22 protein-coding genes and 2 riboswitches are annotated in these 23,889 nt (G+C 39.6%); of the genes, 7 read left to right on the top strand and 15 right to left on the bottom strand.

All coding sequences use genetic code 11. From position 1 onward, the window contains the following. Nucleotides 1-315: 315 nt before the first annotated feature. Nucleotides 316-822, top strand: coding sequence for a fatty acid hydroxylase (locus ACMX3D_RS21775; protein WP_482747903.1), 507 nt, complete (start codon nucleotides 316-318; stop codon nucleotides 820-822). 309 nt (nucleotides 823-1,131) lie between these two features. On the opposite strand, the gene ACMX3D_RS21770 is transcribed toward ACMX3D_RS21775, so the two are convergent. Further along, the gene (locus tag ACMX3D_RS21770; protein WP_482747902.1) at nucleotides 1,132-4,251 is read right to left on the bottom strand and encodes an MFS transporter; all 3,120 of its coding nucleotides are present in this window, start codon (nucleotides 4,249-4,251) and stop codon (nucleotides 1,132-1,134) included. Nucleotides 4,252-4,766: 515 nt separating this feature from the next. Between ACMX3D_RS21770 and ACMX3D_RS21765 the strand changes: the two genes are divergently transcribed. From ACMX3D_RS21765 to ACMX3D_RS21755, 3 genes are read left to right on the top strand one after another with little or no spacing between them, the layout of a single operon-like run. After that, complete coding sequence (locus ACMX3D_RS21765) at nucleotides 4,767-4,970, top strand: high light inducible protein (RefSeq protein ID WP_482747901.1); 204 nt, start codon at nucleotides 4,767-4,769, stop codon at nucleotides 4,968-4,970. A gap of 37 nt (nucleotides 4,971-5,007) precedes the next feature. Further along, the gene (locus tag ACMX3D_RS21760; protein ID WP_482747900.1) at nucleotides 5,008-5,226 is read left to right on the top strand and encodes a high light inducible protein; all 219 of its coding nucleotides are present in this window, start codon (nucleotides 5,008-5,010) and stop codon (nucleotides 5,224-5,226) included. Nucleotides 5,227-5,267: 41 nt separating this feature from the next. Beyond that, nucleotides 5,268-5,480, top strand: coding sequence for a high light inducible protein (locus ACMX3D_RS21755; RefSeq protein ID WP_482747899.1), 213 nt, complete (start codon nucleotides 5,268-5,270; stop codon nucleotides 5,478-5,480). Nucleotides 5,481-5,542: 62 nt separating this feature from the next. Here the strand turns inward: ACMX3D_RS21755 and ACMX3D_RS21750 are convergent, their stop codons facing one another. From ACMX3D_RS21750 to ntrB, 10 genes are all read right to left on the bottom strand, one after another. Beyond that, on the bottom strand, nucleotides 5,543-6,667 hold the full coding sequence (locus tag ACMX3D_RS21750; protein ID WP_482747898.1) for a sensor histidine kinase: 1,125 nt from the start codon (nucleotides 6,665-6,667) through the stop codon (nucleotides 5,543-5,545). 25 nt (nucleotides 6,668-6,692) lie between these two features. Beyond that, the gene (locus ACMX3D_RS21745) at nucleotides 6,693-7,106 is read right to left on the bottom strand and encodes a hypothetical protein (protein WP_482747897.1); all 414 of its coding nucleotides are present in this window, start codon (nucleotides 7,104-7,106) and stop codon (nucleotides 6,693-6,695) included. After that, nucleotides 7,107-7,604, bottom strand: a complete 498-nt coding sequence (locus tag ACMX3D_RS21740; RefSeq protein ID WP_482747896.1) for a Rab family GTPase — start codon at nucleotides 7,602-7,604, stop codon at nucleotides 7,107-7,109. It abuts the gene before it with no gap. Nucleotides 7,605-7,606: 2 nt separating this feature from the next. After that, nucleotides 7,607-9,394 (bottom strand): OmpA family protein, encoded by a 1,788-nt coding sequence (locus ACMX3D_RS21735; protein ID WP_482747895.1) that lies wholly within the window; start codon nucleotides 9,392-9,394, stop codon nucleotides 7,607-7,609. A gap of 77 nt (nucleotides 9,395-9,471) precedes the next feature. Further along, nucleotides 9,472-10,080, bottom strand: coding sequence for a hypothetical protein (locus tag ACMX3D_RS21730; protein WP_482747894.1), 609 nt, complete (start codon nucleotides 10,078-10,080; stop codon nucleotides 9,472-9,474). Nucleotides 10,081-10,236: 156 nt separating this feature from the next. Next, complete coding sequence (locus ACMX3D_RS21725; protein WP_482747893.1) at nucleotides 10,237-11,574, bottom strand: SLC13 family permease; 1,338 nt, start codon at nucleotides 11,572-11,574, stop codon at nucleotides 10,237-10,239. Nucleotides 11,575-11,835: 261 nt separating this feature from the next. Further along, a complete protein-coding gene (locus ACMX3D_RS21720; protein ID WP_482752398.1) occupies nucleotides 11,836-12,480 on the bottom strand; it encodes a universal stress protein in 645 nt (214 codons plus the stop codon). A 198-nt stretch (nucleotides 12,481-12,678) separates the two neighbouring features. Continuing rightward, nucleotides 12,679-12,815, bottom strand: a riboswitch (cyclic di-AMP (ydaO/yuaA leader). A 17-nt stretch (nucleotides 12,816-12,832) separates the two neighbouring features. Next, entirely contained in the window at nucleotides 12,833-13,672 is an 840-nt protein-coding gene (locus ACMX3D_RS21715) for an ABC transporter ATP-binding protein (RefSeq protein ID WP_482747892.1), read from the bottom strand. Between the two features lie 54 nt (nucleotides 13,673-13,726). Then, nucleotides 13,727-15,169: an ABC transporter substrate-binding protein gene (locus ACMX3D_RS21710; protein WP_482747891.1), complete on the bottom strand. Its 1,443-nt coding sequence runs from the start codon at nucleotides 15,167-15,169 to the stop codon at nucleotides 13,727-13,729. Nucleotides 15,170-15,420: 251 nt separating this feature from the next. Continuing rightward, nucleotides 15,421-16,272, bottom strand: coding sequence for a nitrate ABC transporter permease (gene ntrB / locus ACMX3D_RS21705; protein WP_482747890.1), 852 nt, complete (start codon nucleotides 16,270-16,272; stop codon nucleotides 15,421-15,423). A 96-nt stretch (nucleotides 16,273-16,368) separates the two neighbouring features. Then, nucleotides 16,369-16,564: riboswitch (cyclic di-AMP (ydaO/yuaA leader) on the bottom strand. Nucleotides 16,565-16,869: 305 nt separating this feature from the next. Here ntrB and ACMX3D_RS21700 point away from each other — a divergent pair. Next, nucleotides 16,870-18,069, top strand: a complete 1,200-nt coding sequence (locus ACMX3D_RS21700) for a sensor histidine kinase (RefSeq protein WP_482747889.1) — start codon at nucleotides 16,870-16,872, stop codon at nucleotides 18,067-18,069. Nucleotides 18,070-18,146: 77 nt separating this feature from the next. Beyond that, complete coding sequence (locus ACMX3D_RS21695; protein WP_482747888.1) at nucleotides 18,147-18,599, top strand: hypothetical protein; 453 nt, start codon at nucleotides 18,147-18,149, stop codon at nucleotides 18,597-18,599. A gap of 19 nt (nucleotides 18,600-18,618) precedes the next feature. On the opposite strand, the gene rnc is transcribed toward ACMX3D_RS21695, so the two are convergent. From rnc to ACMX3D_RS21675, 4 genes are all read right to left on the bottom strand, one after another. Continuing rightward, entirely contained in the window at nucleotides 18,619-19,302 is a 684-nt protein-coding gene (rnc, locus tag ACMX3D_RS21690) for a ribonuclease III (RefSeq protein WP_482747887.1), read from the bottom strand. A 141-nt stretch (nucleotides 19,303-19,443) separates the two neighbouring features. Continuing rightward, complete coding sequence (locus tag ACMX3D_RS21685) at nucleotides 19,444-20,235, bottom strand: NYN domain-containing protein (protein ID WP_482747886.1); 792 nt, start codon at nucleotides 20,233-20,235, stop codon at nucleotides 19,444-19,446. Nucleotides 20,236-20,697: 462 nt separating this feature from the next. Continuing rightward, nucleotides 20,698-21,285: a Uma2 family endonuclease gene (locus ACMX3D_RS21680; protein ID WP_482747885.1), complete on the bottom strand. Its 588-nt coding sequence runs from the start codon at nucleotides 21,283-21,285 to the stop codon at nucleotides 20,698-20,700. Between the two features lie 112 nt (nucleotides 21,286-21,397). Beyond that, complete coding sequence (locus ACMX3D_RS21675; RefSeq protein WP_482747884.1) at nucleotides 21,398-21,577, bottom strand: hypothetical protein; 180 nt, start codon at nucleotides 21,575-21,577, stop codon at nucleotides 21,398-21,400. A 183-nt stretch (nucleotides 21,578-21,760) separates the two neighbouring features. On the opposite strand from ACMX3D_RS21675, the gene bchD reads away from it, so the two are divergent. Beyond that, a complete protein-coding gene (gene bchD / locus ACMX3D_RS21670) occupies nucleotides 21,761-23,803 on the top strand; it encodes a magnesium chelatase ATPase subunit D (RefSeq protein WP_482747883.1) in 2,043 nt (680 codons plus the stop codon). The last annotated feature ends 86 nt before the right edge of the window (nucleotides 23,804-23,889 follow it).

Genomic DNA, 23,889 nt, shown 5'->3' with positions numbered 1-23,889 from the left:
CTAAATTTGTACTAATTTTAACTCATCCTTTGCTCATTCTGTCTGTCTTAGTAAGAAGATTATGGGGTAACAATGATAAAATACACTAAATATATCGATAATTAGCTGTATTTGTCATATTTATTTCAGACAGAAGTTAAATGGAGTCGCTCATGGCGTTGGCTGAATTTTAAATCGCACATTCATAAAACCTTCAAATTAGGCATAGTTTAAGCCTAAATCACAGAAGTGTAGACCTCAAAAAAGATATCTACATTTCAAATATCATCTGGGAATTTTTTGTGTGGATTGTTTGATTGAACGTGAGGAGTAAAAATGCTTGAGGCTATCGTAGTTGCTTGGCTATTATTGTTTTTTGGCGATTTTTTATCTACATTCGTTTACCACATACCTGAGCATGTTTTTGGTAGCCTCCACTTGCGAACACATCATTCTTGGAAGAAAGACTTTCGCCACTATGCCATATTAACGTTAAATTTTCAGGTACTGTTAGATGGGATTTTGGGAGCTTTGCCTTATTTAATTATGGCAGTTATTCTTTGGTCTTTCTCTCCCGTTGGTGTGATTTCTGGATTGCTATTAGGTCAGTTTCATGTGTGGTGGAGACACGTTAGTGTTTTAGGTTGGCAGACTCCAAATTTCATCAATGTTGTGTGTCAAGTTCTATTCATTACAACTCCAGAAAGACACTGGCTGCACCATCATAAAACTAACCTGGGCTTTGGCGATATTTTTACTTTCTTTGAGCAACCTGCACAAGTTTGGTTAAGATGGTTGCGTCTTTTGAGAGTACGTCTGCGTTACATCAATTTTGGATTTTAGATTTTGGATTTTGAATTGTATAACAGGTGACAGGTAATATCGTGTCCGGTAAAAGACTTATCATAAAGACCGCAGGGTGCAGGGCGAGGAAGGGTTTTGTCTTTCTGCACAGATATGCTGAATCATAACTGATTTGCCGGACATGATATAACAGGGTTAAAAGTCTTTTTCTATCTACGTTTTATCATTTGCTGATGTCCTAACTGTCTTGGCTATTGCTATAAAATCTTACGAAGCTCAAGGGTGTAAGGGAATAAAAAAGCCTCCCATATTGGGAGGCTAAAACTTTAGCGGAGACAACTTGTTAGCCTAGACAAACAGAACAGCGATCGCTCCACCAAATGCGGCGAAAATAGCGGAAACGATGGCTGTGGCAAATAACCACCAAGCGGCTGAAGCGGCGGCTTTGCGCGTTTCTTCGGCTTGTCGTTGGGCTTGATGCTTGACTTCTTCCAGACGGCGTTGTGCTTCGTGTTGGATGCGTTCTGCACGTTGCAATACTGTGTTGCGGGCGCGTTCTACTTGGTCAATGATGCGGTTGGCATCTTCCTCGGAGATATCCTCACGGGAACTCATGATTGCAACTAGAGTCTCACGGTTGAAGGCGGATAAGCGATCGCGCAAGGCATCAAATCCAGCTTGCGGATCTTCAAATAACTGGCGTACATCATGCTTAATGCCATCATAGTTGAGTTCTGGACGATCTAAGGCGTTGAGATAGTTGCGGATGCGGGCAAAAATGCCATCAATGACATCTTGTATCCGCCGTTGGATACTCCGCACTTGCTCGACAAATTGATCACGTACCGCAATCATATTATCAGCGATTCTGGCTGCTTCTTCATCGCTCATATCTTCCCGGATCTTCAGCAAGGCGATGATTGTCGAACGGTCAAAATGAGCCAAGCGATCGCTCAAACTTTCTACCCCTACCCGTGGATCATGCAACAATAAATGCAAGTCACGCTTAATGCCTTCGGGGTTGAGTTCTTCTTTACCAGTTTGCCGCAAATATTCTTCCAAATAAGCTTTGAATGTGTCCATTCTTTGCTGTGTCCGAGTCGCCAAACGGCGCGGCGCACGAACAATATTGCGGATTGATGTTTGCATAGAGTCAATCACTTGGTTGACTTGTTCTTCACTCAAGTCTCGCCGTTGACTCAGCAACTTCACTAAGGTATCTCGGTCTACTTGTGATAACCGCCGCCGCAGTGCGACTGCACCTTCTCTAGGATTTTCAAACAAGCGATTTAAATCTCGTTGAATACCTTCTGGGTTGAGTTCTTCTTTACCTGTGTGACGCAGGTAATCTGCAATGGTAGTTGTTACAGTGTCATATTGCTCTTTGGCTTTATCTGCTACTGCTTGCGGTGCATGGCGAATACTGTGCCAAGAATCTTCTACAGTATTGATAATGCTGTTAACTTGGTCTTCGCTCAAATCTTGGCGCTGACTCAACAGTTTTACCAAGGTATCACGGTCAAAGCGAGACAATCTGGCGCGAATTGCACTCATCCCAGCTTGGGGATCTTCTAATAAACGCTTTAGATCGGCGCGAATCGCATCAGGGTTTAATTCTGCTTTGCCTGTGTTACGCAGATATGATTCAACATTCAACCACAAAGTTTCTGCTTGATATCTTGCTTGTTCTGCAAGGCCTTGCGCTTCAATTAAAACGCGATCGCGCTGTCTTTCCAATTCATCTAGAATTGGTTCTACTTCGTATAGTTGGATATCGTTGCGTTCTAGCAGAATTTTGCGCATTTCTGCCCGGTCAAGGACTGCTAGGCGGCGTGACAAAGTTTCAAAGTCTGCATCTGAGTCTGTCAACAAAGGATGGAAATCGCGTTCAATTCCTTCTGCATTCAAATCTGATTTTGGTGTTACCAAGAGATAACTTTCGACTCGTCGTTGCAAGTCTTGGGTGATTTCTCTTTCTTCTTCGGCTGTGACTGTGACTAATACTGATTGACGCACAGCTTCTAGTTGGTCTGCAATCCGCTGAATTTCGGCTTGGGTGAGTAATCCCCGTTGTTGCAGAATATTGACGAAATCGTTGCGCGACAGGCGGTCTAATTCTCTTTTGATGATGCCAGGATCAGCGGCTGGGTCATAAATGACATCGCGGAATTCTTGAGCGATTCTTTCTTGGCTGAGTTGCCAAGCAAAGGTATTGTGCAGATAGTTTTCGATATCAGCACGAATTGGGCTGTAAGGTTGCGATGGTACGGGAAGCCCTAATTTATCAGCTTGTTCTGTGGCTTTATCTTTCGCACTAGCCAGCGATCGCAAAATCTTTTCGACATCGATATCTGACAAATCAGTCCGTCCCAAAACAATACCAGTCAGGGCTGTTATTCCCTGTTGAAGTGTCTGCTGAATAGGGCCGGGTGTGGATTTTTGGTCAGCTTCTTTAGAAGTACGAGTTTCGGCGATTAACTGTTCGAGTTTGGCGTTTAGTTCATCGGTTTTGGTTTGTCCTGGCGGTAAAGATTTGAGGTAGTCAATTAATTCACCCAAATGGTCTTGCACAGGTGGCTGTTGCCCTACTACTTGTTGCCAAACACTATATAGTGTATCTGCGATGCGGTTAGCGTCGCGTTTGGAAAGGTCTGTACGGTTGCTAACTAAATCGACAAATTTTTGGCGGTCGATGTTGCGTAAATCAGGACTGCCGGCGATCGCTTTTAATTGTGGATCGTTGAGTAATCTTTCAAATTCACCCCGCATTCTCGATATATCCAATTCAGGAGGACGTAACCTTTCTAGGTAATCTTCGATATTTTCTCGAATGCTGATGGGGTCGATAGCACTGCCTAGTTCTCGGCGCACAGCAGCGGCGGCGGCTTCTGCGGTTGCTACCACTTGCTGATTCACAGCTTTCGCACCCAGGGCGGCGGTAGCAGTTCCCATAATGGCTTGAAAACCAGAGGTAGCGGTGTTAACCACTGAACCAATTAAGGAACCTACGGTAGTGGAACTTACCCATACTAGTAACAAGAAGTATGCCCCCCAAATTACTAAGCCAAGAATAGCTCCTAGTCTGGGGTCGAAGATGACTAAGCTTAATTTTACTGCTAAGAAACTGGCGATTAATAAGGCGATCGTCACAGTGACTAGTGTCCAGATACCGACAGCAGTACCAATTTTGCGAATTGTGCCGCCAAAACTGCCAGTTTCTTCATGACTGGAATCTGAATCAGCAGAATGTCCTAGGTAGGAAATCCCAGCTGCAACGGAGAGATTTGTTAGCACTAGTTGAAAAGCAAAAGCTAAAATCACGCCGGAGATTAAGGCGACAAAAAAGCGTGGCCCGGATGTCAGCACTGATGCCTGCGCTGGCGTAACATTTGAGGGATCTACAGAAGTTTGTGCTACCCATAATAATGGTTTGTAGAGTCCCAACATAATTCCCGTACTTTGAATCATTGTATTTCCTTCTTTTAAAGTTTAACTTTGGAGGGATTTAAGAATGGTGTGAGCAGCAACTATGCATTTATGTGTGTGACTATCGCCATACCTAACTCTCGTAGATCTCAGAATCCAAGAAATTAGGCGATTTCAGCATCCACCTGAAGTTTGAAGAATATATCTAGCGTCGGGTAGAAGTTTGATTATCCATGAGATTTAATTTTTAGGATATTTATGGAAATAATGAAGAGAATTGCTAGTTTTACAGATGTTTTGGCAGCTAATTATTAATTATTAAAACGGTATTAGTTCCTATGTTTTAATCGTAGCTTAATCACCCTTTAGCTAATATTAATTTACATTTATTTACAAATATGGTTTTTATCACCCTCTGAAGGTGGATATGTTGACACGTTCAGGCTTTTTATAATCGTCCACAAGAAGTGCCTAGAGTTTGTACCTAGAGACAGAAAGCAGTCTAGTTTTAAATAGCTAAGTTTAAGTTAAGTAACGAATGAATTTGGAATTAAAAAATGGAAACTCGCTCCTCCACGAATTTACCACCAGTTGCGACAGAATATAACGGTATTGACCGTAATGCTTTTGTTTACGGCTGGACTCCTCAAGCTGAACTGTGGAATGGTCGTTTGGCAATGATTGGATTTCTAGCTTATTTACTGTGGGATTTAGCAGGTTTTAGCGTTCTGCGCGATGTCTTACACCTAATTGGCTACTAAAAAAAATCAAAAAACTAGCTTAATTTTGGAGGAAAATATGGAATCTCGCACTACAGAAACTCGCCCTTCTACCGATTTACCAACAGTTGCTAATGCTTATAACGGTATAGACCGCAATGCGTTTATTTTTGGTTGGAATCCTCAAGCTGAACTGTGGAACGGACGTTTAGCAATGATTGGATTTCTAGCTTATTTACTGTGGGATTTAGCAGGTTTTAGCGTTCTGCGCGATGTCTTACACCTAATTGGTTACTAAAGAAAAAATTGGCAAAACTAGCTTAATTTTGGAGAAAAATCATGCAAACTCGTGAAACTCGTCCTTCTACCGATTTACCCACAGTTGCTAATGCGTATAATGGCCGCGATCGCAATGAATTTTTGTTTGGCTGGACACCCCAAGCTGAACTGTGGAATGGTCGTTTGGCAATGATTGGATTTCTAGCTTATTTATTGTGGGATTTAGCAGGTTTTAGCGTCCTGCGCGATGTCTTACATTTGATTGGATATTAAATTTAGGGAACAGGGAACAGTAGATGAGGGTAAGAGTTTTGCTCACATACACCTTCACACCCCTATACCCCTTTACCCTTAGGCTTTGGAAGGCGGAACCAAAATCTGGAACCGCCTTCTTGGCGTGGTAAATAACCGATACTTCCTCCCCAACGTTCAATAGTCATACGGCAAAAATAAAGACCAATGCCACCTCTACCTGAGTTATCTTTACCTTGGGAAAACTTTTGAAATAAATTATCTACCATCTCTGGTGGTACACCTTCCCCTTCATCATCAAGAGTGAAGAGAATATATTCTGCCTCAGCTTGCAAACCAATAGTTACAGTAGAATCTTGTGGAGTGTGGCGATAAGCATTTTCTACAAGATTTGTGATTACCCGATCTAAACGCGATTGTTCACCAACAACTTTCCAATCTGCGGTTATGTCAATGTTAGCAGCAAGCTGTAACTGTTGATTAGTCAGCGCAAAAGTAGATTTAAAAAGCTCCATAGTTTCTTGTACAGAAAGTAAAATATCAGGAGCAGTCTGAATATCTACTATACAATTTTCTAGCGATCGCACCTCAGCAGAAAATGCATCTAGTATATTTCTAATTAACATTTCTTGCTTGATTGATTGCTTGCGAGCAATTTCTAAATTTTCTTTGCCTTTAACTGATAAATTTTCAAATTCCAGCAAAGCTAAACAACAATTTATTGCACTTAGTTGCCCTGCTATGTCGTGGATAATACAATTTATCAACACTTCTTTTTTTTGATTTTCTTTCACTAAGTGCTGATAATTTAATTCCTGTTCTCTACCTATTTGAATTAAGTGTTGTTTATCTTGAAATTTATCTTCCGCTAATTCAATTAACAAGATTTTACTACTATTTATACATAGAGCATAAGCTTCAAGCTGCTCTGCATAACCATTTAAATTTATTTCACTCCATATATCAGAACTCAGCTTACCAATGCTATTGTTAGACCAAAATTCCTCTGCATCAAACAAAAAATTTTCTAAAAACGCAAATTCCTCTTGCGGAATTAACATATCCATTCCAAATGTTAAATTTTGGCTACAAAAACGCCTCAGCCAATCAGGTGGCTTAGAATTAACTCTAAATAAACCAATATCAATTCTTTCCAAAACCAAAATATTTAATGTGACTAATAAGTCAGATAATAGAGTTTTATTCATAAAATAAATATACAAAATTTAATTTTTATTCTTGAGGTGGCTGATTCACGAATTTAGTAAATTTTTCTTGTACTAAGCTGGAATCATTGGCTTCTTGTTGCATGGCAGAAAGATGCTTTTCATCTAAAATACTATCTAATAACAATACCCAATCACCTTCATCTGAGGGAAAAATATGGATATCTGCACAGATACCGATCTCAATTTTAATCAAGGGTAGAAATAAAGGATCATCTTCTAATGGTAATAAACCTTCTAGGAAAAAAAGCTGTTCACTTACCTGCATTCCTTGACTGAGATTAGTAATACCGTACTCAGCTAGTTTTCCACCCCATACTAATAGAGAACCATCTTTTTTGACTAAAAGATACGCGAGCGATCGCTCTTCTATAATAAAGTTGAGAATATATAAAATTACATCATTGGGAATTTCCGCCATTTATCCATTTACTATTTGATTAGTAAGAGTTTGAAAAACTTTTTCCACACCCTGTCCAGTTTTAGCACTAGTCTTAATAGCAGTCCAACCTTTCTGGATAATAGCATCTAGCTCATGAGCTTCAATTTCCCATTCATCTGTCATATCCCATTTATTCAGTACCAAAATAAAAGGTACTTTTCCAATACTTTCTTCTACTTTAGTTTGTAATTCAAAAGCTTTATCTAGAGTGTTGCGCCGAGTGCCATCTACAACTAATATATAACCAGAGGAACCTCTAAGGTAAGACATCCGAACTTTTTGAAATTCGTCTTCGCCATAAAGATCCCAAAGGATTAAATTTAAGCTTTTGCCTTCAATATCTATAGTTTTTTTATCTATTTTAACTCCTACAGTAGTATAGTATTTATCTGAAAAAATACTATAGACAAATCTTGAGACTAAACTTGTTTTACCTGTAGCAAATGCACCTACCATACAAATTTTTTTCTGAAGCATATTTATTTAGTTTTATCAGTTATCAATACTTGAAAAGAAACTCGACGATTTAGCTTTTTAGCATCTAAATTCAATTCAGGCTGGTAAGGTAGTTTAGAACCTACAGCAACAAGCTTAAATATATTCGGGTTAATTCCTTGAGACTTTAAATAAGATATTATTTTATTAGCACGAGTTTGACTCAGTAACAAATTTTGCTTTTCTGTTCCCGTAGTATCAGTGTGTCCTCTGATTTGAATTTGGACATCTTTATCTAAAGCGTTAGCAGTGTTTAAAAGCTTGTGGATAATCTCGCTTAAATCATGTAACTTGTTAGTTTCTCCTGGAACAAACTCATCTTTTCCTTCTTCAAATAAAAATATTTTTTCTTCAACTTGTTTTTTAAATAACTCTAATTCTCTGAGTTCGCTTGGTAGAAGATTTTTATCTTGAAATTGTGTGATTCCTGGGATGAAACGCCATAGTTTATGCGCTTCTAAAATCCATTGACGAGGTGCGTAGCCCCTAGCCGAAAGAATACCGTTATTATCAACTTGTAGTGCTACAGTGCTTGGTGGTTGCAGTAGTTTTGCACTTCTTTTAGTTAGTAGTTCTGGTTCTAAAGATAAGTAAGGTTGCCACTTACCAACAACTGTTTTAGGGTTAAGATTTGTTTGCTGTATGAGTGTGTTGGGATCTACAGCCAAAGGATCGCGCATTCCCGAAATAAAATGTTTACCATTATGGTGCTGAGTATTTATCACCACAATTCCTGGCTGAGAGTTCAGTTTATTAAGATAAGCTTGCCAACGTAGGTGTTCTCTAAAAGTAAAAAAGCCCCAAGTTCCAGCCGCGATCGCCATCAAACCCAATAAAGCCCAGGCATAAGTATAATTATTTTTAGAAGCAGTTTTATACTGAATTGCTAAACAGCTTTCTAAATAAGGTTTACTAGCTTCAAATGGTTCTGTTTCCCCCTCAAAAGTATGCAGTTCTGTTCCTAGTTTGAGATGAATTTTTTCGATTGCTGTTTGAAAAACTTCTCGTAATTCTTGTGGAGGTTTGCCACGAATTATTCCTGCTAAAATTGCTTGTGGCCCGGCTTCAATCCAAATTGTCAGTTCACCAAATCGCAAACTATTTAATGTAGCTTCTTGGTTGACAGTAAAAGAATCTTTAATAAAATCTTGAATTGCTGTCAACATCGCCGCCACTAAATCTGGATCTTGGGCAGCTACTTGCTTTAACATTACATGGTGCAGCAATAATCCAGTTTTTCTATGAATCAAAAATATTTGTTCTACTCGGTAAAGTAAAGTCCGTAGCAGGACAATTTCTGCAAATGATTTCCCTGTTCGTCGTGCTTCTAGTCTCCATTTAAAGCTTTCTGGCGACAAGCTATGTTCTAGAGTTTGATTTAGCGATTGCATCATCTCGTCTAAAGCTGTGGCGATCGCTTTGCGGGTGGCTGGCCCTATGATGGGAAAGAATGATTCTGAAAGTACATTTTCATCTCGCGTAACAGAAGCTTGAATTGCTTCTTCCACAGTTGAAACAATAGCTTCTACCAGTTGTTTATCTTGCTTGGAACGCAAAACGACAGCTTCGGGAAGCAAGCGACTGATATCTTCTGGTTGAATTTGAGGATTATTTAATCTTTCGTAGAGTTTATTAAGTTGTGTCGGTTCAACACCAAGCAGGACACTGCGAAGTAAACTCAGTTCATCTTGATTAAGAGAATCTAAATTAGAAGATTCACTATTGCTGTTTGTAGTTTCTAGAGATACTCGATTCGGGGAATAGCTACTCATTGCCCAAATCCCTTAATTTACAATTAATATACAGTCGCATTCTATGGAAGAAACTGGCAATAGACTTAACTAAAGCTTTAAGATTTATTGTCAGCATTTAACCGAATAGCTAATTCTGAAAACAAAGCAGCCAGCTTAGAACGGTCTGTTTTATCTTTTTGTAGTTCTTGAGTTTCGCGTTTCAGCAAAGCCAAAATTTCTTCATATTTTTGCTGAAGGTCATCTTGTAAATTTTTAGATTGGTTAAGTATCTGTTCGCGTAGTTCTCTTTGATGGTTAGTAGTTTGCTCGTCAAATTGAGCAATTTTATTTTCTAATGATAAGTTAATATTTTTTTGTTCTTCAGAGAGCGATCGCACCGCCATATCACGTTCTGCTTGCTCTTTTTTCAGCCGTTCTGTTAACGAATCAACCTCTTGTCTAACATAACTTTCTAAAGCATCTAAACGCTTGCGTGTCTCATCCCGCACGTTAACAAGTTCAGCAATTAAACGTTCTTCCAAGCGTGCAAATCTTTTGTCAACCTCTCGTATCTGGTTGCCAAAAAGAATATCTCTCACTTTATCTAAACTATTACTTTCGCCAATCCCATTAGTACTAAATTGCAGCTTGTTATTTTCAGGATTTGACCCCCCTAGCCCTGACTCTACCGCATTATGATTAATATATTCTTCAGGCGGGTTCATATCTTTGATCCTTCTTGAAGCTGAATTTGGTTTTGTGCCTATATTTGTATGATGCTACATTTAGAGCCTAGACAAAACCATACATATTAGTATATTTAGATACATTTCGATGCTTAATCCTCCTTAAGGTATAAACAGACTTGACTTTTGTGGTTTCTAAATCAGAAATCGCATCAACACATATAAAGATGCAGTTACTAGTTGCAAAAACATCACAGGAATGCCGTAGTGGAGAAAGGTTTTAAATGAAATGCGACGACCGTGCTGTTCGGAAATTCCAGCTGCAACTATATTAGAAGATGCTCCCACAAGTGTGCCGTTACCCCCCAAGGTTGCACCAAGCATCATGGCGTAAAACAAAGGTAAAACTTCAACCGGAAACTGCCCTTGAAAGTCTTGTGCTAAAACTCCTGCTGGTGCTAACCCTACGCTGACAAGATATTGCTTGAGTAAAGGTACCATTCCCACTACCAAGGGAATATTAGGCACGACGCTAGATAATATCCCCACAAAAAATACTAAAACTAGCGAACCGAGAACAATATTTTTTCCTAAAATGGTTGCTAAAACTCCTGACAAAGCATTAATTACCCCTGTTTTCTCCAAACCTCCAATCAGCACAAAAATACTCATAAAAAATATTAATGTACTCCAATCTACATCCCGCAAAATATTATTAACTGTATCGATGCGACTTTGATGAGATAGTAATAAAGCCAACGCTGCACCCAATAAAGCCACAGCAGCAGGTGAAATCGGAACTGGTAAAGATTCACCAATTACAAAAAATACTAATACGAATGTTATAATCACTGCCCCCACAGTTAAAACTCGTGGATGATTAATTTGTGGATGTGGCAGTTCTTCAAGATTATCAAGTTTAGTTTGCCAAATTTTCCGAAATAAAAATGGTAGTGTGGCTACGACTGTAACAATTGCAACGACTCCTCCTAGACTTAATTGCCATAAATATTCTGTAAAACTGATATTAATAGCATCTCCAACAATAAAAGTAGCAGGATCACCAACTAAAGTTAACAGACCAGCACTATTAGCTACGAAAACCATTAATATCAGTAATGGTACAAAATTAATCCCTATTTCTTGAGCTATTGGCGGAATTAAAGGTGCTAATAACATGACTGTTGTGGCATTGGGTAATACTGCACAAATGGGAGTAACAATACCAACAATACTTAATAAAAGACGTTTGCCGTCGCCTTTAGCTAAAATGACTATTTGTGTTGCTAGATAATCAAATATTTTTGTGGGTTCAAATGCTCGAACCAGTACCATAACACCAAAGAATAAGCCTAATGTTCCATGACTATTGCCGATATAACCCACAGCTTCTTTTAATGTCATGACGTTGGTGAAAACTAGTAGCAATGCTCCTAATAAAGCTGCAATAGTCAGATGCACCCATTCCGTCATAATTAGGATAATTACACCCAAAAATGTGAAAATGCTCAAGAGAGCTTGCCAGTTCTCCACTTCATTCCTCTTTATTTCTGATTAGTTGCATATTACAGAAAAAGCCACCTAAAGTATAGGTGACTTTCCATAAATCTTACTTAGCTAAGAGGATGTCTGAAAATTTTTTGGTGTTGTAATTTAGCTCCCCCTAATTCCCACTTAAAAAGGGGGAATTGGAGATAATTTTTCCTATTATTAAGGGGGGCTAGGAGGGATCAAGATAAGTATTTAATACTTCTTAGACATCCTATAAACAATTACTGCAATTTGATATAGACTTTATTCATCAATGCCATTGGGTATACCTAAAACAGCACAAGGAAAATTAAAACCTAGTGTCTGAATGAGGGAATGATTAATAGATTTACACCCCAGAAATAAAACATCAGCCGCCTCTGACTCTACGACTTTTTTCAGTTCTTGAGCAACGTTACCAAACCGCAAATGTGATTTAAAAGAACCTTGCCATTCTTCAGCCAAACTTCGTGCTTGCCAAAGAATTTTATCTGCTTGTTCTAGAGGCGCTAAAGTTTGTGCTTTTAAATGTTGCGTGATTTCTTGAAGTTTTGGTTGAGTTAAGACAGATGTTGCAGATTGGTAGACATCACTTACACCGCATTCACATGAGGTTAAATAATTTGCCCAATTCACTTTATCTAAATACTTATCACCCTGATTCTCTTCTACTACATAAACTGCTTGTACTGTAACTTGCAAATTTGTAGCTAAACGTGTTTGATGAGCAATCCAAAAAGCAATATCTAGTGCTGTATGACTATTAGGTGAAGCGTTGTAAGCAACAATTAAGTTGACTGCTTTTGCTGTTTGAGCATTTTTAAACGAACGTCTTTTTGGCTCTGGTACTAATACCATTTGCTCAACTAAATCATCTCTACCTATGGCGCTTTGGAGGCGCACTAACATTGGCTTAATGTTCACAGTTTAACTTCTCCTAGAGGGAACGAATGATGAATGAGAAGCAGGGTGAATAAAGTGTGAAGTATGAAGTGTGAAGTATGAAGTGTGAAATTCATCCTTGAGACTTTATGCTTCGAGCTTTATCTTGTAACCTTTCGTTAAAGAAACCCCAATAACAACTGTTATTACAGCCAAATTTTTGGGAGTTCCTTCCATTGCCGACGGAGTTAGCTGACGGGCTAAGACTGGAAGGTGTCTCTCTTAAAGATTAGCCCCATATATTTGGTTCCTCCGCTTCAAATTATGATTTTTGATTAATTTGAATTAGGCGACCCGCTAAAAGAAATAATAAACTAATTTACTCGTTTTGTGTGAAGTATCTATCAAGAAAATTCAAGGCATAATTACGCAATTCAAAATACTCTTTAGAATTACGCATAGCAGCGCGATCGCGTGGATGTTTAAAAGGTACTTCTAAAATTTCCCCGATATTAGCTGCTGGGCCATTGGTCATTAATACGATGCGATCGCTCATATAAATTGCCTCATCGACATCATGAGTAATCATCATTACTGCTTGTCGATTGTTTTCCCAAATATCTAATACTTGTCGCTGTAATTTACCTCTGGTTAATGCATCTAACGCTCCAAAAGGTTCATCCATCAGCAACATTTTTGGGCGAATTGCTAAAGCTCTCGCAATCCCTACTCGCTGTTTCATACCTCCAGAAATTTCATCAGGATACTTATCGGCTGCCGGGGTTAAGTTTACCATTGCCAAGTGTTCGTTAACAATGCTAATTTTTTCAGCGCGAGTTGCATTTTTTAACACTTCATCCACGGCTAAACGAATATTTTCTCTGACTGTTAACCAAGGCAATAAAGAGTAATTTTGAAATACCATCATCCTTTCTGCACCTGGCTTGCGGATTTCCTTACCATCTAGCCGCACTGACCCAGAAGTTGCAGTTTCTAAGCCAGCAACAATTTTTAATAAAGTTGATTTCCCACAGCCAGAGTGACCAATTACTGAAATAAATTCATCTTCCCCAATGCTGAGATTCACACCATCAAGAACCACAAAATTACCTTTATCTGGTGTCGGATAAGACTTGACTAAATTTTCAATTTCTAGAAAATTAGTGCGAGACATAACTTCTTGATGAGTATTTATTGATGTTGCTGTATATTTCGTCATCGAATGCTCCTAAAACCTTGTAACTATTTGTTAGTTAATGTTGAGAATTAATACTCAAGACATAAAGAAACGAGTCGGTGATTTTGCCCGAATTTCAAAACTATTGAGATAGCCTACGGGGTCACTAGGATCAAAGCCTTTTTTGTCAATAAAGACTTCTGGCGGTTCGACTTTGTAATCATCTTTGGGACACTCAATACCCATCTCAGAGGCTATTTCCCGATACAAATCTGTTCTCCAACCTTGGGCAGCTAGTTTTTCGGCATTTTTGGGAAATTCCTTAATTTGTCCCCAACGGGCGGCTTGAGTCATTAACCAAATACTTCTAGACCGCCACAGGAATGTTGAGTGTTCACCCGGCTGTTTGGGCAGGTTGTCAGGAATATCGTAGAAGATGGTAGTATCGGCAGCTGTTACAGTGCGGTCTTTGCCATCAAACCCCCCATAGTTGTAGTTACCTAAAATTGCTGGGGCTGTAAACTTTGTGATTGGCGCATTCTTATTTTTCGGTCTAGCACCTGTAAAGGAACGGTCTGTCAGCAGTTCGGCAACTTCTTGGTAGTTTTCTGGTTTGCTGCAATACTGGCAAGCCTCAATCATCGCTTTCACCAGAGAACGATAAGTCTTAGGATATTTTTCGATGAAGGATTCCATCACACCCAACAATCTATCTGGGTGTCCTAACCAAACTTCTTTACCTTGGGCGAAGGTAAAGCCAATGCCTTCATTACCTGTAATGGCTCTGGTGTTCCAAGGTTCGGCTACCATGTAAGCTTGCATTGCCCCAATTCGCACGTTTGTTACCATCTGGGGAGGTGGGACAATAATCACGCGAAATTCTTTTATGGGATCGACACCAGCCGCCGCAGATATATAACGAATGAAATATTCGTAAATTGCGGAACTCAAGACTACTGCCCAAACTTTATTTTCTGGTGATTGCTTGTCAAAGTAGGCGCGGAAATCTTTGCCAAAGGCTTCTAATGCACCATCACCATATTGTTGTTGATACTCGTACCAAGGACGCAGCCCAAAATCCCACATGGCTTTGTTCATGGTCATGGCGTTACCGTGGCGGTGAATGGTCATAGCTGCACATAAAGGTGCATGGCGTGCGCCTTCCGCCCCAATTCTGGCATTAGTGACAGCACCAGAAACGACAGGCGCAGCATCTAAACGACCAAAAATCAAACCATCACGGGAAGTTGCCCAACTCGCTTCGCGGTTGAGTTTGACATTCAAACCATACTTGCGAAAGAAACCTTTTTTCCAGGCGATCGCAAATGGCGCACAATCATTAACAGGAACGTAACCAACAGTAATATCAGGTTTTTCTAAGTCTTGAGATCTAACTACAGGTTTGACGGCTAAGGCTTCTTCTGTCAGTCCTGATGCAGATCTGTCTCCCGAAATTCCACAGGAAGACAAAGCAATTCCAGCAGTTGTTGTGCTAATTCCTAATAAAAAATCTCTTCTAGTCCAGTTATGATCACCCATTTATATAGCTCCAGTGGTGACTCATGCTTCGCGTGCCGAGTCTAGTTGCGTTTTACTTGTATTGATGGCTGCTGAGTTCTGTTATCTAACGTAAGTTCGATGAACCTCTCCCCAACCCCTCTCCGACGCGGAGAGGGGCAAACAAATTTGAGCAATAATCAGGTTTTCAAAGCCTCTCCCACCGTGGGGGAGAGGTTTGGAGAGGGGTTTTTCAAATCCTCACCTTATGTATTGATTTCTGCTGAATTCTGTTATTTCGCAGTTGTCGGGCGATGAGTTACAAATTCTTGAAGTTTACCCACAGCGAAATCGAGAATTAGTCCGGTTACACCGATGACGAATACAGCCAGGAAAACTGAACTAAGATTCAAACGACTCCATTCATCCCAAACAAAGAACCCAATTCCAATACCGCCTGTTAGCATTTCTACGGCGACAATAACTAACCAAGCAATTCCTAAACTAATTCGCAAACCTGTGAAAACATAGGGCAAACTGGCAGGCCAAATAATTTTGGTAATTCTGCGCCAGCGAGGCATTTCTAGTACCCGTGCTACATCTAAATAATCTTTGGGAACGCTGGCAACTCCCAGGGCGGTGTTAATAATTGTCGGCCACAAAGATGTGATAAAAATTACAAAGATTGCTGAGGGATCTGCCAAGTTGAAGATGGCTAAAGCAATTGGTAACCAAGCCAAGGGTGATACGGGCTTAAAAATTTGAATGATGGGATTGAGGGCTAACATGGCCGACTTGGACATCCCAATGAGAAATCCCAAGGGAATTGCTACGACTGCACCTAACAAAAAACCGATTAAGACGCGTCGCAGACTGGCGATTAACAACCAGCCAATGCCTAAGTTGCCCGGCCCGCGTTGATAAAACGGATTTAAAATATAGTCTAAATTAGCTATTAATGCCTCTGGTGGCGTGGGCATTAATTCATGATTGGCTAAGGCAACCACCCACCACAACAAGATAATTCCTAAAAAACCTAGAATAGGTAAAAAGACGACATCCTTAGTAATTATGGGCTTGGTCTTTTGCCACGCAGCTTGACTAGTGATCGCCGCGATCGCTGCTAAATTTAAGTGCAATATCATCTATAGCCTCAGCAGGTGTAAGTACAGGTACAAGAATCTGAGCAGTACCAGCCTTGGACACTGATGAGATCAACACATTCTAAAAATGCTATCTCTTCAGTCTCCTCTCAATGCCTACGAAGTTAGCTGACGGGCTAGGGCTGAGAGATGCCCCTCTCTGATAAGTGCTGAGTAATGAGTGCTGAGTGCTGAGTTCAACTCTTGGTCACTTTTTACTTTTCACTTTTTAAGAGATACGCCCCAAAAATTGGTTCCTCCGCTTCAGCGTTATGTAATTTGACACGCTGAATTAGGCTGACTTACTCGAATTGGCAACAATATAGCGAAATATAACATCGTTGTCCAGTAAAGACAACTTCTTGGGATAGATTCTATTTGTTGATCTAGCCGAATTTAATCACTCTTTAGGTTGGTAATGATATGTAATGCAAATGCACCTAAACTAAAGGTTAATAAATAAAATCTATTCATATAAGTAGATAATTTCTTTCTGAATGCAGTTGAACTGTGCGGATTTTTTTTACAAAAAAACCCTGTTCCCGATAAACTATTTCTAGATAAAAATTTCTTTACTAAATTTTTACAAAATTTAACATAATGGATTTTAGTCTTATACTGGCTGAAAATACTAACAGTATCATCGAGAAATGGGTGGCAGCAGTTCGTCAAGACAGGCAGATTGAAAGTGCTGATGACTTATCTTACACCGCAATTAAGAATCATATTCCTGATATTTTTCAAGCAATGATTAATGTCCTTGCCCAATCTCAGGATAGTGATATCAAGTCGATACTTACAGCCAGTTGGCAGCATGGGTTACTCCGGGCTGAACAAGGCTTTGATCCTACAGAAATTGCTAGAGAATATCGTCTACTGCGGATAGTTATATTTGATACTTTAGAAGCAGATTTATTGCAAGGAACACCTGCGGAAATTATTCGTTATATGCGTTTAATTGATGCTGTAATAGATGAAGCGATCGCTCGGTGTTTTAAAAGTTATGTTGATGAGCGTTTACGAGAATTAAAGCATCTGCATTTATCATTAACCCTGCATAATGAAGAACTCACACGCTTAATTAATGCCAATCAAGATACTTTTTCCCAACTAGCGCACGAACTGAAACATCCTTTAACATCAATTATTGGCTACTCAGATTTATTTTTACGCCAACAAAGACGTAACTCTGGCATCAAAGATACGTATACAAATTTAGAACATATTGAGCGAGTATTACGGAATGGTAGACACTTACTCCGCCTCATTAATGATGTATTAGAACTATCAAGATATGATGCTGGTAAAGTACAACTGCAAGTCGCACCCACCAATGTAAAAGAATTGGTGATTAATGTGTGTGAAATGTTGGAGCCTTTAGCAGAAGAAAAAGAATTACAAATTATTGTAGACTGTGATCGCTGTCCCCAAGAAGTGCTAACTGATGAGTTTCAATTACAACAAATTATCACCAATCTTGTCAGTAATGCGATTCGCTACACAGAGTCAGGTATGATTAGCATAGTATGTCAAACGTGGAACGACAAAAATTGGTCATTTGCTGTTACTGATACAGGAATTGGTATTGCACCAGAAAACCAAGCACAGATATTTGAACCTTACTTTCGTGTAAATAAAAGCGCTCGTTCCTACCTACCTGATAGTACAGGATTAGGGCTGGCGATCGTTTCTCGCTTAGTAAACTTGCTCCAAGGAGAAATCAATCTCCAATCTCAACTAGGAGTTGGTTCTACTTTTACTGTTACCTTTCCTTTAGAACTCAATATATTACAGAGCTAACTGCATCCTTCACAAGTTCCTCAAATTTTTTGCCTAAATTAAAAACCGGGCAACCATAACAGAATTTGGGAGGCTTGATGATGATTAATTACAGAGAACGAATCATTGCTCTTTGGACAACATTTCTCCTAGGGACATTGTTTCATACAGAACTAGGTTTAATGCCCTTATTTCATGGTTTATCTGTAGTCGAATCTCAACCCGCCTCAAAACTGAGTGATATTTCTATAATTTTATGGTTAATGTTGGTATTTTTTGTAATACCGATGTTTGCAATAATTGCTACTTCATTTACAGATTCCAAGCGCTACCGCGTTTTTCATTTTGGATTGACTGTATTGTATAGCATCATGAACTTGCTCCATCTGGTTGCCGATTTATTAGTTCCGCTAATTTTGTGGTATCAGATAGCATTGATGGTGATTTTGTTACTTATAGGTTTAGTTTTAAACCTTGTGTCTTTTCAATGGATGAAACTACAACCTAGAAGCAACACACCACAAGCAAGGCTAACATCTCCGCACTCTTAGAATTGATGTTAATCTATCTTTACAACTTACCTTCTTGCTTCAACTTAGCGAGTGCATTTTCAGCAGCAGCTTTTTCAGCTTCTTTTTTGTTGCGTCCCTTACCTTCTCCATATTCTTTTCCATCAACGAATACTGTAGCTACAAACTCTGGCGCATGAGATAAACCACCTACTTGCTGCGTAACATATTTAGGCGGATTTGTTGTCACATTGCGTTGTACCCATTCTTGAAAACGGTTTTTCGAGTCTACATTCGAGCGAACTACAACAATATCCTCAGGTACAGAATCAAACAAGGGTTCGACAATTGCCCGCACTGCTTCAATATCAGAATTATTATCCAAATAATAAGCACCAACAACAGCTTCAAAAGTGCTACTTAATAAATTAGGATTTTGATAACCACCATCTCGAATTGTACCTTTTCCTAACCGCATTCTAAAATCTAAACCAACCTCTTCAGCGAACTTTGCTAATTGCTTTTCATCTACTAACGCAGAACGCCGCCGTGTCAATTCATCTTCTCCCCTTTCTGGATGGCGACGATAAAGATACTCACCACTTAAAAAATTAAGTATAGCATCACCGAGAAATTCTAAGCGTTCATTATGTTCCCCTTCCCCTGGATTTTCATGAACATAAGAACGGTGAGTCAGCGCCCGACGTAAAAGTTTTTCATCACGAAATATGAGAAGTTTATGCATTTTATTTTTTGCTTTGTTGCAGATATTGGCTGTTGGGAAACTTTACAAGTGCATTGTATTTAAACATGAAAAAACCGCAAATCGCGGTTTGTTTTTTTATAAAACCCAGCTTTTTAACTAACTGGATTTTTAAAAGTTATTTTAGGCAACCAGTTTATTGAACTCTATTAAAAATAATTCCTGACTCTGTATTTGGACTTTACCATCCTTGACAGCAGAATTAACAAACTGACTAAAGTTTTTAAATTTTTTGCCGTTAGGCATAGAAACAGAAGAAAATCCCTGATATTTAGAACAAAGCTGACGCATCAATGTATCAATACGATGGAAGGCTGTAGGCTGACCTTGGCTTAATGTAATTTTGATAGCTTCGATCATATACTCTATAGCCTGATTATAATCAATCCGTGACTCAAATTTAGTGCTTTGAGTTTGATTTTTATTCTGAATTAACTCAGCTAATTGCTCTATAAAGTAAAATTCATCAGCAAGCTCTTTTAGTGCTTGTTTTACTTTTCCTATTTGAGCTAAAATGATAACTTTTTTACCTAATTTTTGCAGATTGCGGACTAGTTTTACAAAGTCTCCATCTCCTGATACAAGAATAATTATGTCTGGAGATATATTGTCGCTATCAATATCTTGTAAGCAGTCGGCTATTAATTGGTTATCTGCACTGTTCTTCAGTGGACAGGGAACATCTAAACATTTAAAACCAAGATTAGCTATATAATTTTTTGCAACAGATTGCTCTTTTATCTGTGAATTATAGTAAACATTTTTGATAATTGCACGCCCTTTTGAATCGGCAAAATCCAGTAATAATTTGGCTATATCTAGACTTAAGATAGCGTTCTGATAATCCCAATAAATAGAAACTAAGGGTAACTGCTGGCTTGTTTGTATGTTTGAGGCTTGATGAAGGTCTTTCATTTTAATATGTCCAGATTTTACTTTGGTTAACTGGACAGCAGTAACAAGTCACAAATCTAACAACAGAGAATCTTTTTGTGAAAGATTAACACTCATAGAATATCTACCTTTTACGAAGGTCTCTGCTGTAACACCTTTTGGTTCAGTCTCAGAAGCAAAAATCCTGGCTTCCTACCAAGCTTTACATCATCCTTTCCCCTGAATATTCATCCGAACATCTCATCTTCCCGTTGAAAGTCTAATCAATCATTTGAATTGACGTTGGGCTGAACACTCAGCCGAAGGGATGACTCAAAGCTCAGTAGGAAACTAGGAATCTTGCTCCTGAGACAACACCAAAAATTTGCGCTTTAGAGTGCGGTTATTTTGCTGTCTTAAGTATAGATTTGCACAGTTAATACTGAATGTCAATACATTTTTTTATAAAGAATTGCAAACGCCAATGTCCAATATCGATAAGCTTTAAAAGTTCAGCTTTGGCGGAAATACTTTGTTCAAATCTAGAGATAAATCAGGAAAGCAAGGCAATACTATTACTTGATTAGGTAAAACAATGCGCTTATTTAAATAACCATATTTATCATGACTATCTTGATAAGGTTTGCTGTAACATTCTAAATGATTATCAAATAAATTAAATATCCAATAATCAGAAATACCAGCTTGAGCATAAAGAGGAATTTTCACATCTTGGTCATAACTTAAAGAAGAGTCTGCAACTTCCATCAATAAAAAAATATCAGCAGACTGAGGATGACTTGATAGATAGTCATCCTCACGGTTTTTGACAATAGCACAATCAGGTTCAGGTTCACTGTTAGGCGGCAAAGTAATTGGTGATTGACATTGCAAAGTAGCTCTATCTCCTATAAGTTTTGGAAGTTCCTTCAGTAATTTTCGCAAACATGTTTCGTGGAAAGTTCCTTTTGCCGCCATTTGAATAATTTCCCCGTTGATTAATTCAATGTGGTCATCCTCATTAAAAAAGCCCAATTCTGTTAGTCTGCGATATTCATCTAGTGTGAAACGTTTAGCTTGAGTAATAGTCATAAATTTTACATCTAAGAGCGATATAACTTTTTATTGCTGCAACTATTATTCTAAAATATTTTTAGAATAATTATCTACGATTTAGTTTGAGCGATCGCACTATATAAAATCCCTAATAGCGAGATTTTTCTGAACTGATAGCTACGGCCAAGTCAACATTTTCTTGCAATATAGTAGACAATAAATCACTACATTCTTGTTCTGGTACATTTGCAAATAGTCCAGAAGACTCGTGAATAGTTAATCCAAAAGAATCAATAATTTCACTAAGTTTAAAGTCACTATAAGCCATAAAGAATAGTGAAAAAGAAGGAATAAAATATAACTTGATTCTAAATGCGTCAGAATATTGATATGCTAAAAACCGAGACTAGTGAAGCATGGCAGCAATAATTCAGAAGTCTTAGCTCCTGCCTCACTTAGACTACGCTCAGTGACCACCTGCCTCCTGCCTTCATCATAATTTTTGCAAACAATGCCTGCGCCTACTATCACTCCAACGATCGCCTCCTTTCCCTTGACCGCCGTAGTTGGTCAAGAAGCGATAAAATTAGCCTTGCTGTTAGCAGCGGTCGATCCTGGCTTGGGGGGAGTGGCGATCGCAGGTCGTCGCGGTACGGCAAAATCTGTAATGGCTCGTGCTATCCACGCCCTACTACCGCCGATTGAAGTTGTTCCAGATTCTATTAGCAACTGCGATCCCACCCGCCCCGATGAATGGGATGATCTACTGTTGGCAGAGTACGCCGAAAAAGATATTCAGGATGTCGCTACACAAATCATTCCTGCGCCTTTCGTGCAAATTCCTCTCGGTGTGACTGAAGACCGACTTTTAGGTTCTGTGGATGTAGAACAGTCGGTGAAGCAAGGAGATACAGTTTTTCAGCCTGGGTTACTCGCCTCTGCCAACCGGGGTGTACTGTACGTAGATGAAATCAATTTATTAGATGACCAAATCTCCAATCAACTTTTAACAGTATTATCCGAAGGTCGCAACCAAATTGAGCGGGAAGGAATTAGCTTTCAACATGCTTGCAAGCCTTTATTTATTGCTACCTATAACCCAGAAGAAGGCGCATTACGAGAACATTTACTCGATAGAATTGCGATCGCCCTGTCTGCTGATAGTGTACTCGGCCTAGATCAAAGAGTACAAGCAGTTGAACAAGCGATCGCTTTTTCCAAATCTCCCCAAGAATTCCTTCAACAGTACAGCGAAGACATTGACGGGCTGAAAACCCAAATCATCCTGGCGCGGGAATGGTTGAAAGAAGTTACCATCACCCATGACCAAATCGCCTACTTAGTCAATGAAGCAATTCGTGGTGGTGTCCAAGGACACCGTGCCGAGTTATTTGCTGTACGGGTAGCCAAAGCTGCCGCCGCCTTAGAGGGACGCACCACCGTCAACGCCGATGATTTGCGTCGGGCTGTCGAACTGGTAATTGTACCAAGAGCAACCGTCGTTCAGACACCACCACCTGACCAACCACCACCACCTCCTCCCCCACCACCGCCACAAAGTCAAGACGAGTCAGAACAAGACCAACAAGACGAACAGGAAGAGGAAGACAAAGAAGACCAACCAGAAGAACCACAAGAGCAAGAACCACCAAGCATCCCCGAAGAATTTATCTTCGACCCAGAAGGTGTAATTCTGGACGACAGTGTGCTGTATTTTGCTCAAATGGCGCAACGTCAAGGCAAATCTGGTAGCCGCAGCTTAATTTTCTCCGAAGACCGGGGACGTTACGTTAAGCCGATGTTACCCAAGGGTAAAGTCCGGCGCATTGCGGTAGATGCTACACTCCGATCCGCCGCACCTTACCAGAAAGCAAGGCGTGAGAGACAGCCAAATAGAAAGGTAATTGTTGAACAGGGCGATATTCGCTCAAAACGCTTAGTACGTAAAGCTGGGGCGCTAGTAGTATTTGTGGTAGATGCTTCTGGTTCGATGGCACTCAACCGGATGCAGTCAGCTAAAGGTGCCGTAATGCAACTGTTGACAGAAGCTTATCAAAACCGTGACCAAGTAGCCTTGATTCCCTTCAGAGGAGAACAAGCGGAAGTTTTATTACCGCCAACACGTTCTATTGCATTAGCAAAAAATCGTCTGGAAAGATTACCTTGTGGCGGTGGTTCACCCTTGGCACATGGTTTAACCCAAGCTGTGCGCATCGGCTTAAATGCCCAGATGAGTGGTGATATTGGGCAAGTTGTAATTGTAGCGATCACCGATGGGCGAGGTAATATTCCCTTAGGGCGTTCTTTAGGTGAACCCCAAGAACCGGGAGAAAAGCCAGATATCAAAGGCGAATTATTAGAAATTGCTGGCAGAGTCCGGGCTATGGGAATGCAACTATTGGTGATTGATACGGAAAGTAAATTTGTTTCCACTGGCTTTGCGAAAGAATTAGCGCAAACAGCCGGAGGTAAATATTATCACTTGCCGAAAGCTACTGATAAAGCCATTGCTGCTATGACCAGAGGTGCGATCGCTGATCTAAAATCACGATAGTTAGTCAATGGTCATTGGTCAATAGTCAATGGTCACTAGTTCAGAAAGCATAAATACAGAAGGATGAAGAATAAAATTTCATCCTT

The sequence above is a fragment of the Anabaena sp. TISTR 8404 genome (assembly GCF_056847745.1).
The sequence above is the reverse complement of the archived record's forward strand: the minus strand, read 5'-3'. Positions and strand labels throughout refer to the sequence as shown.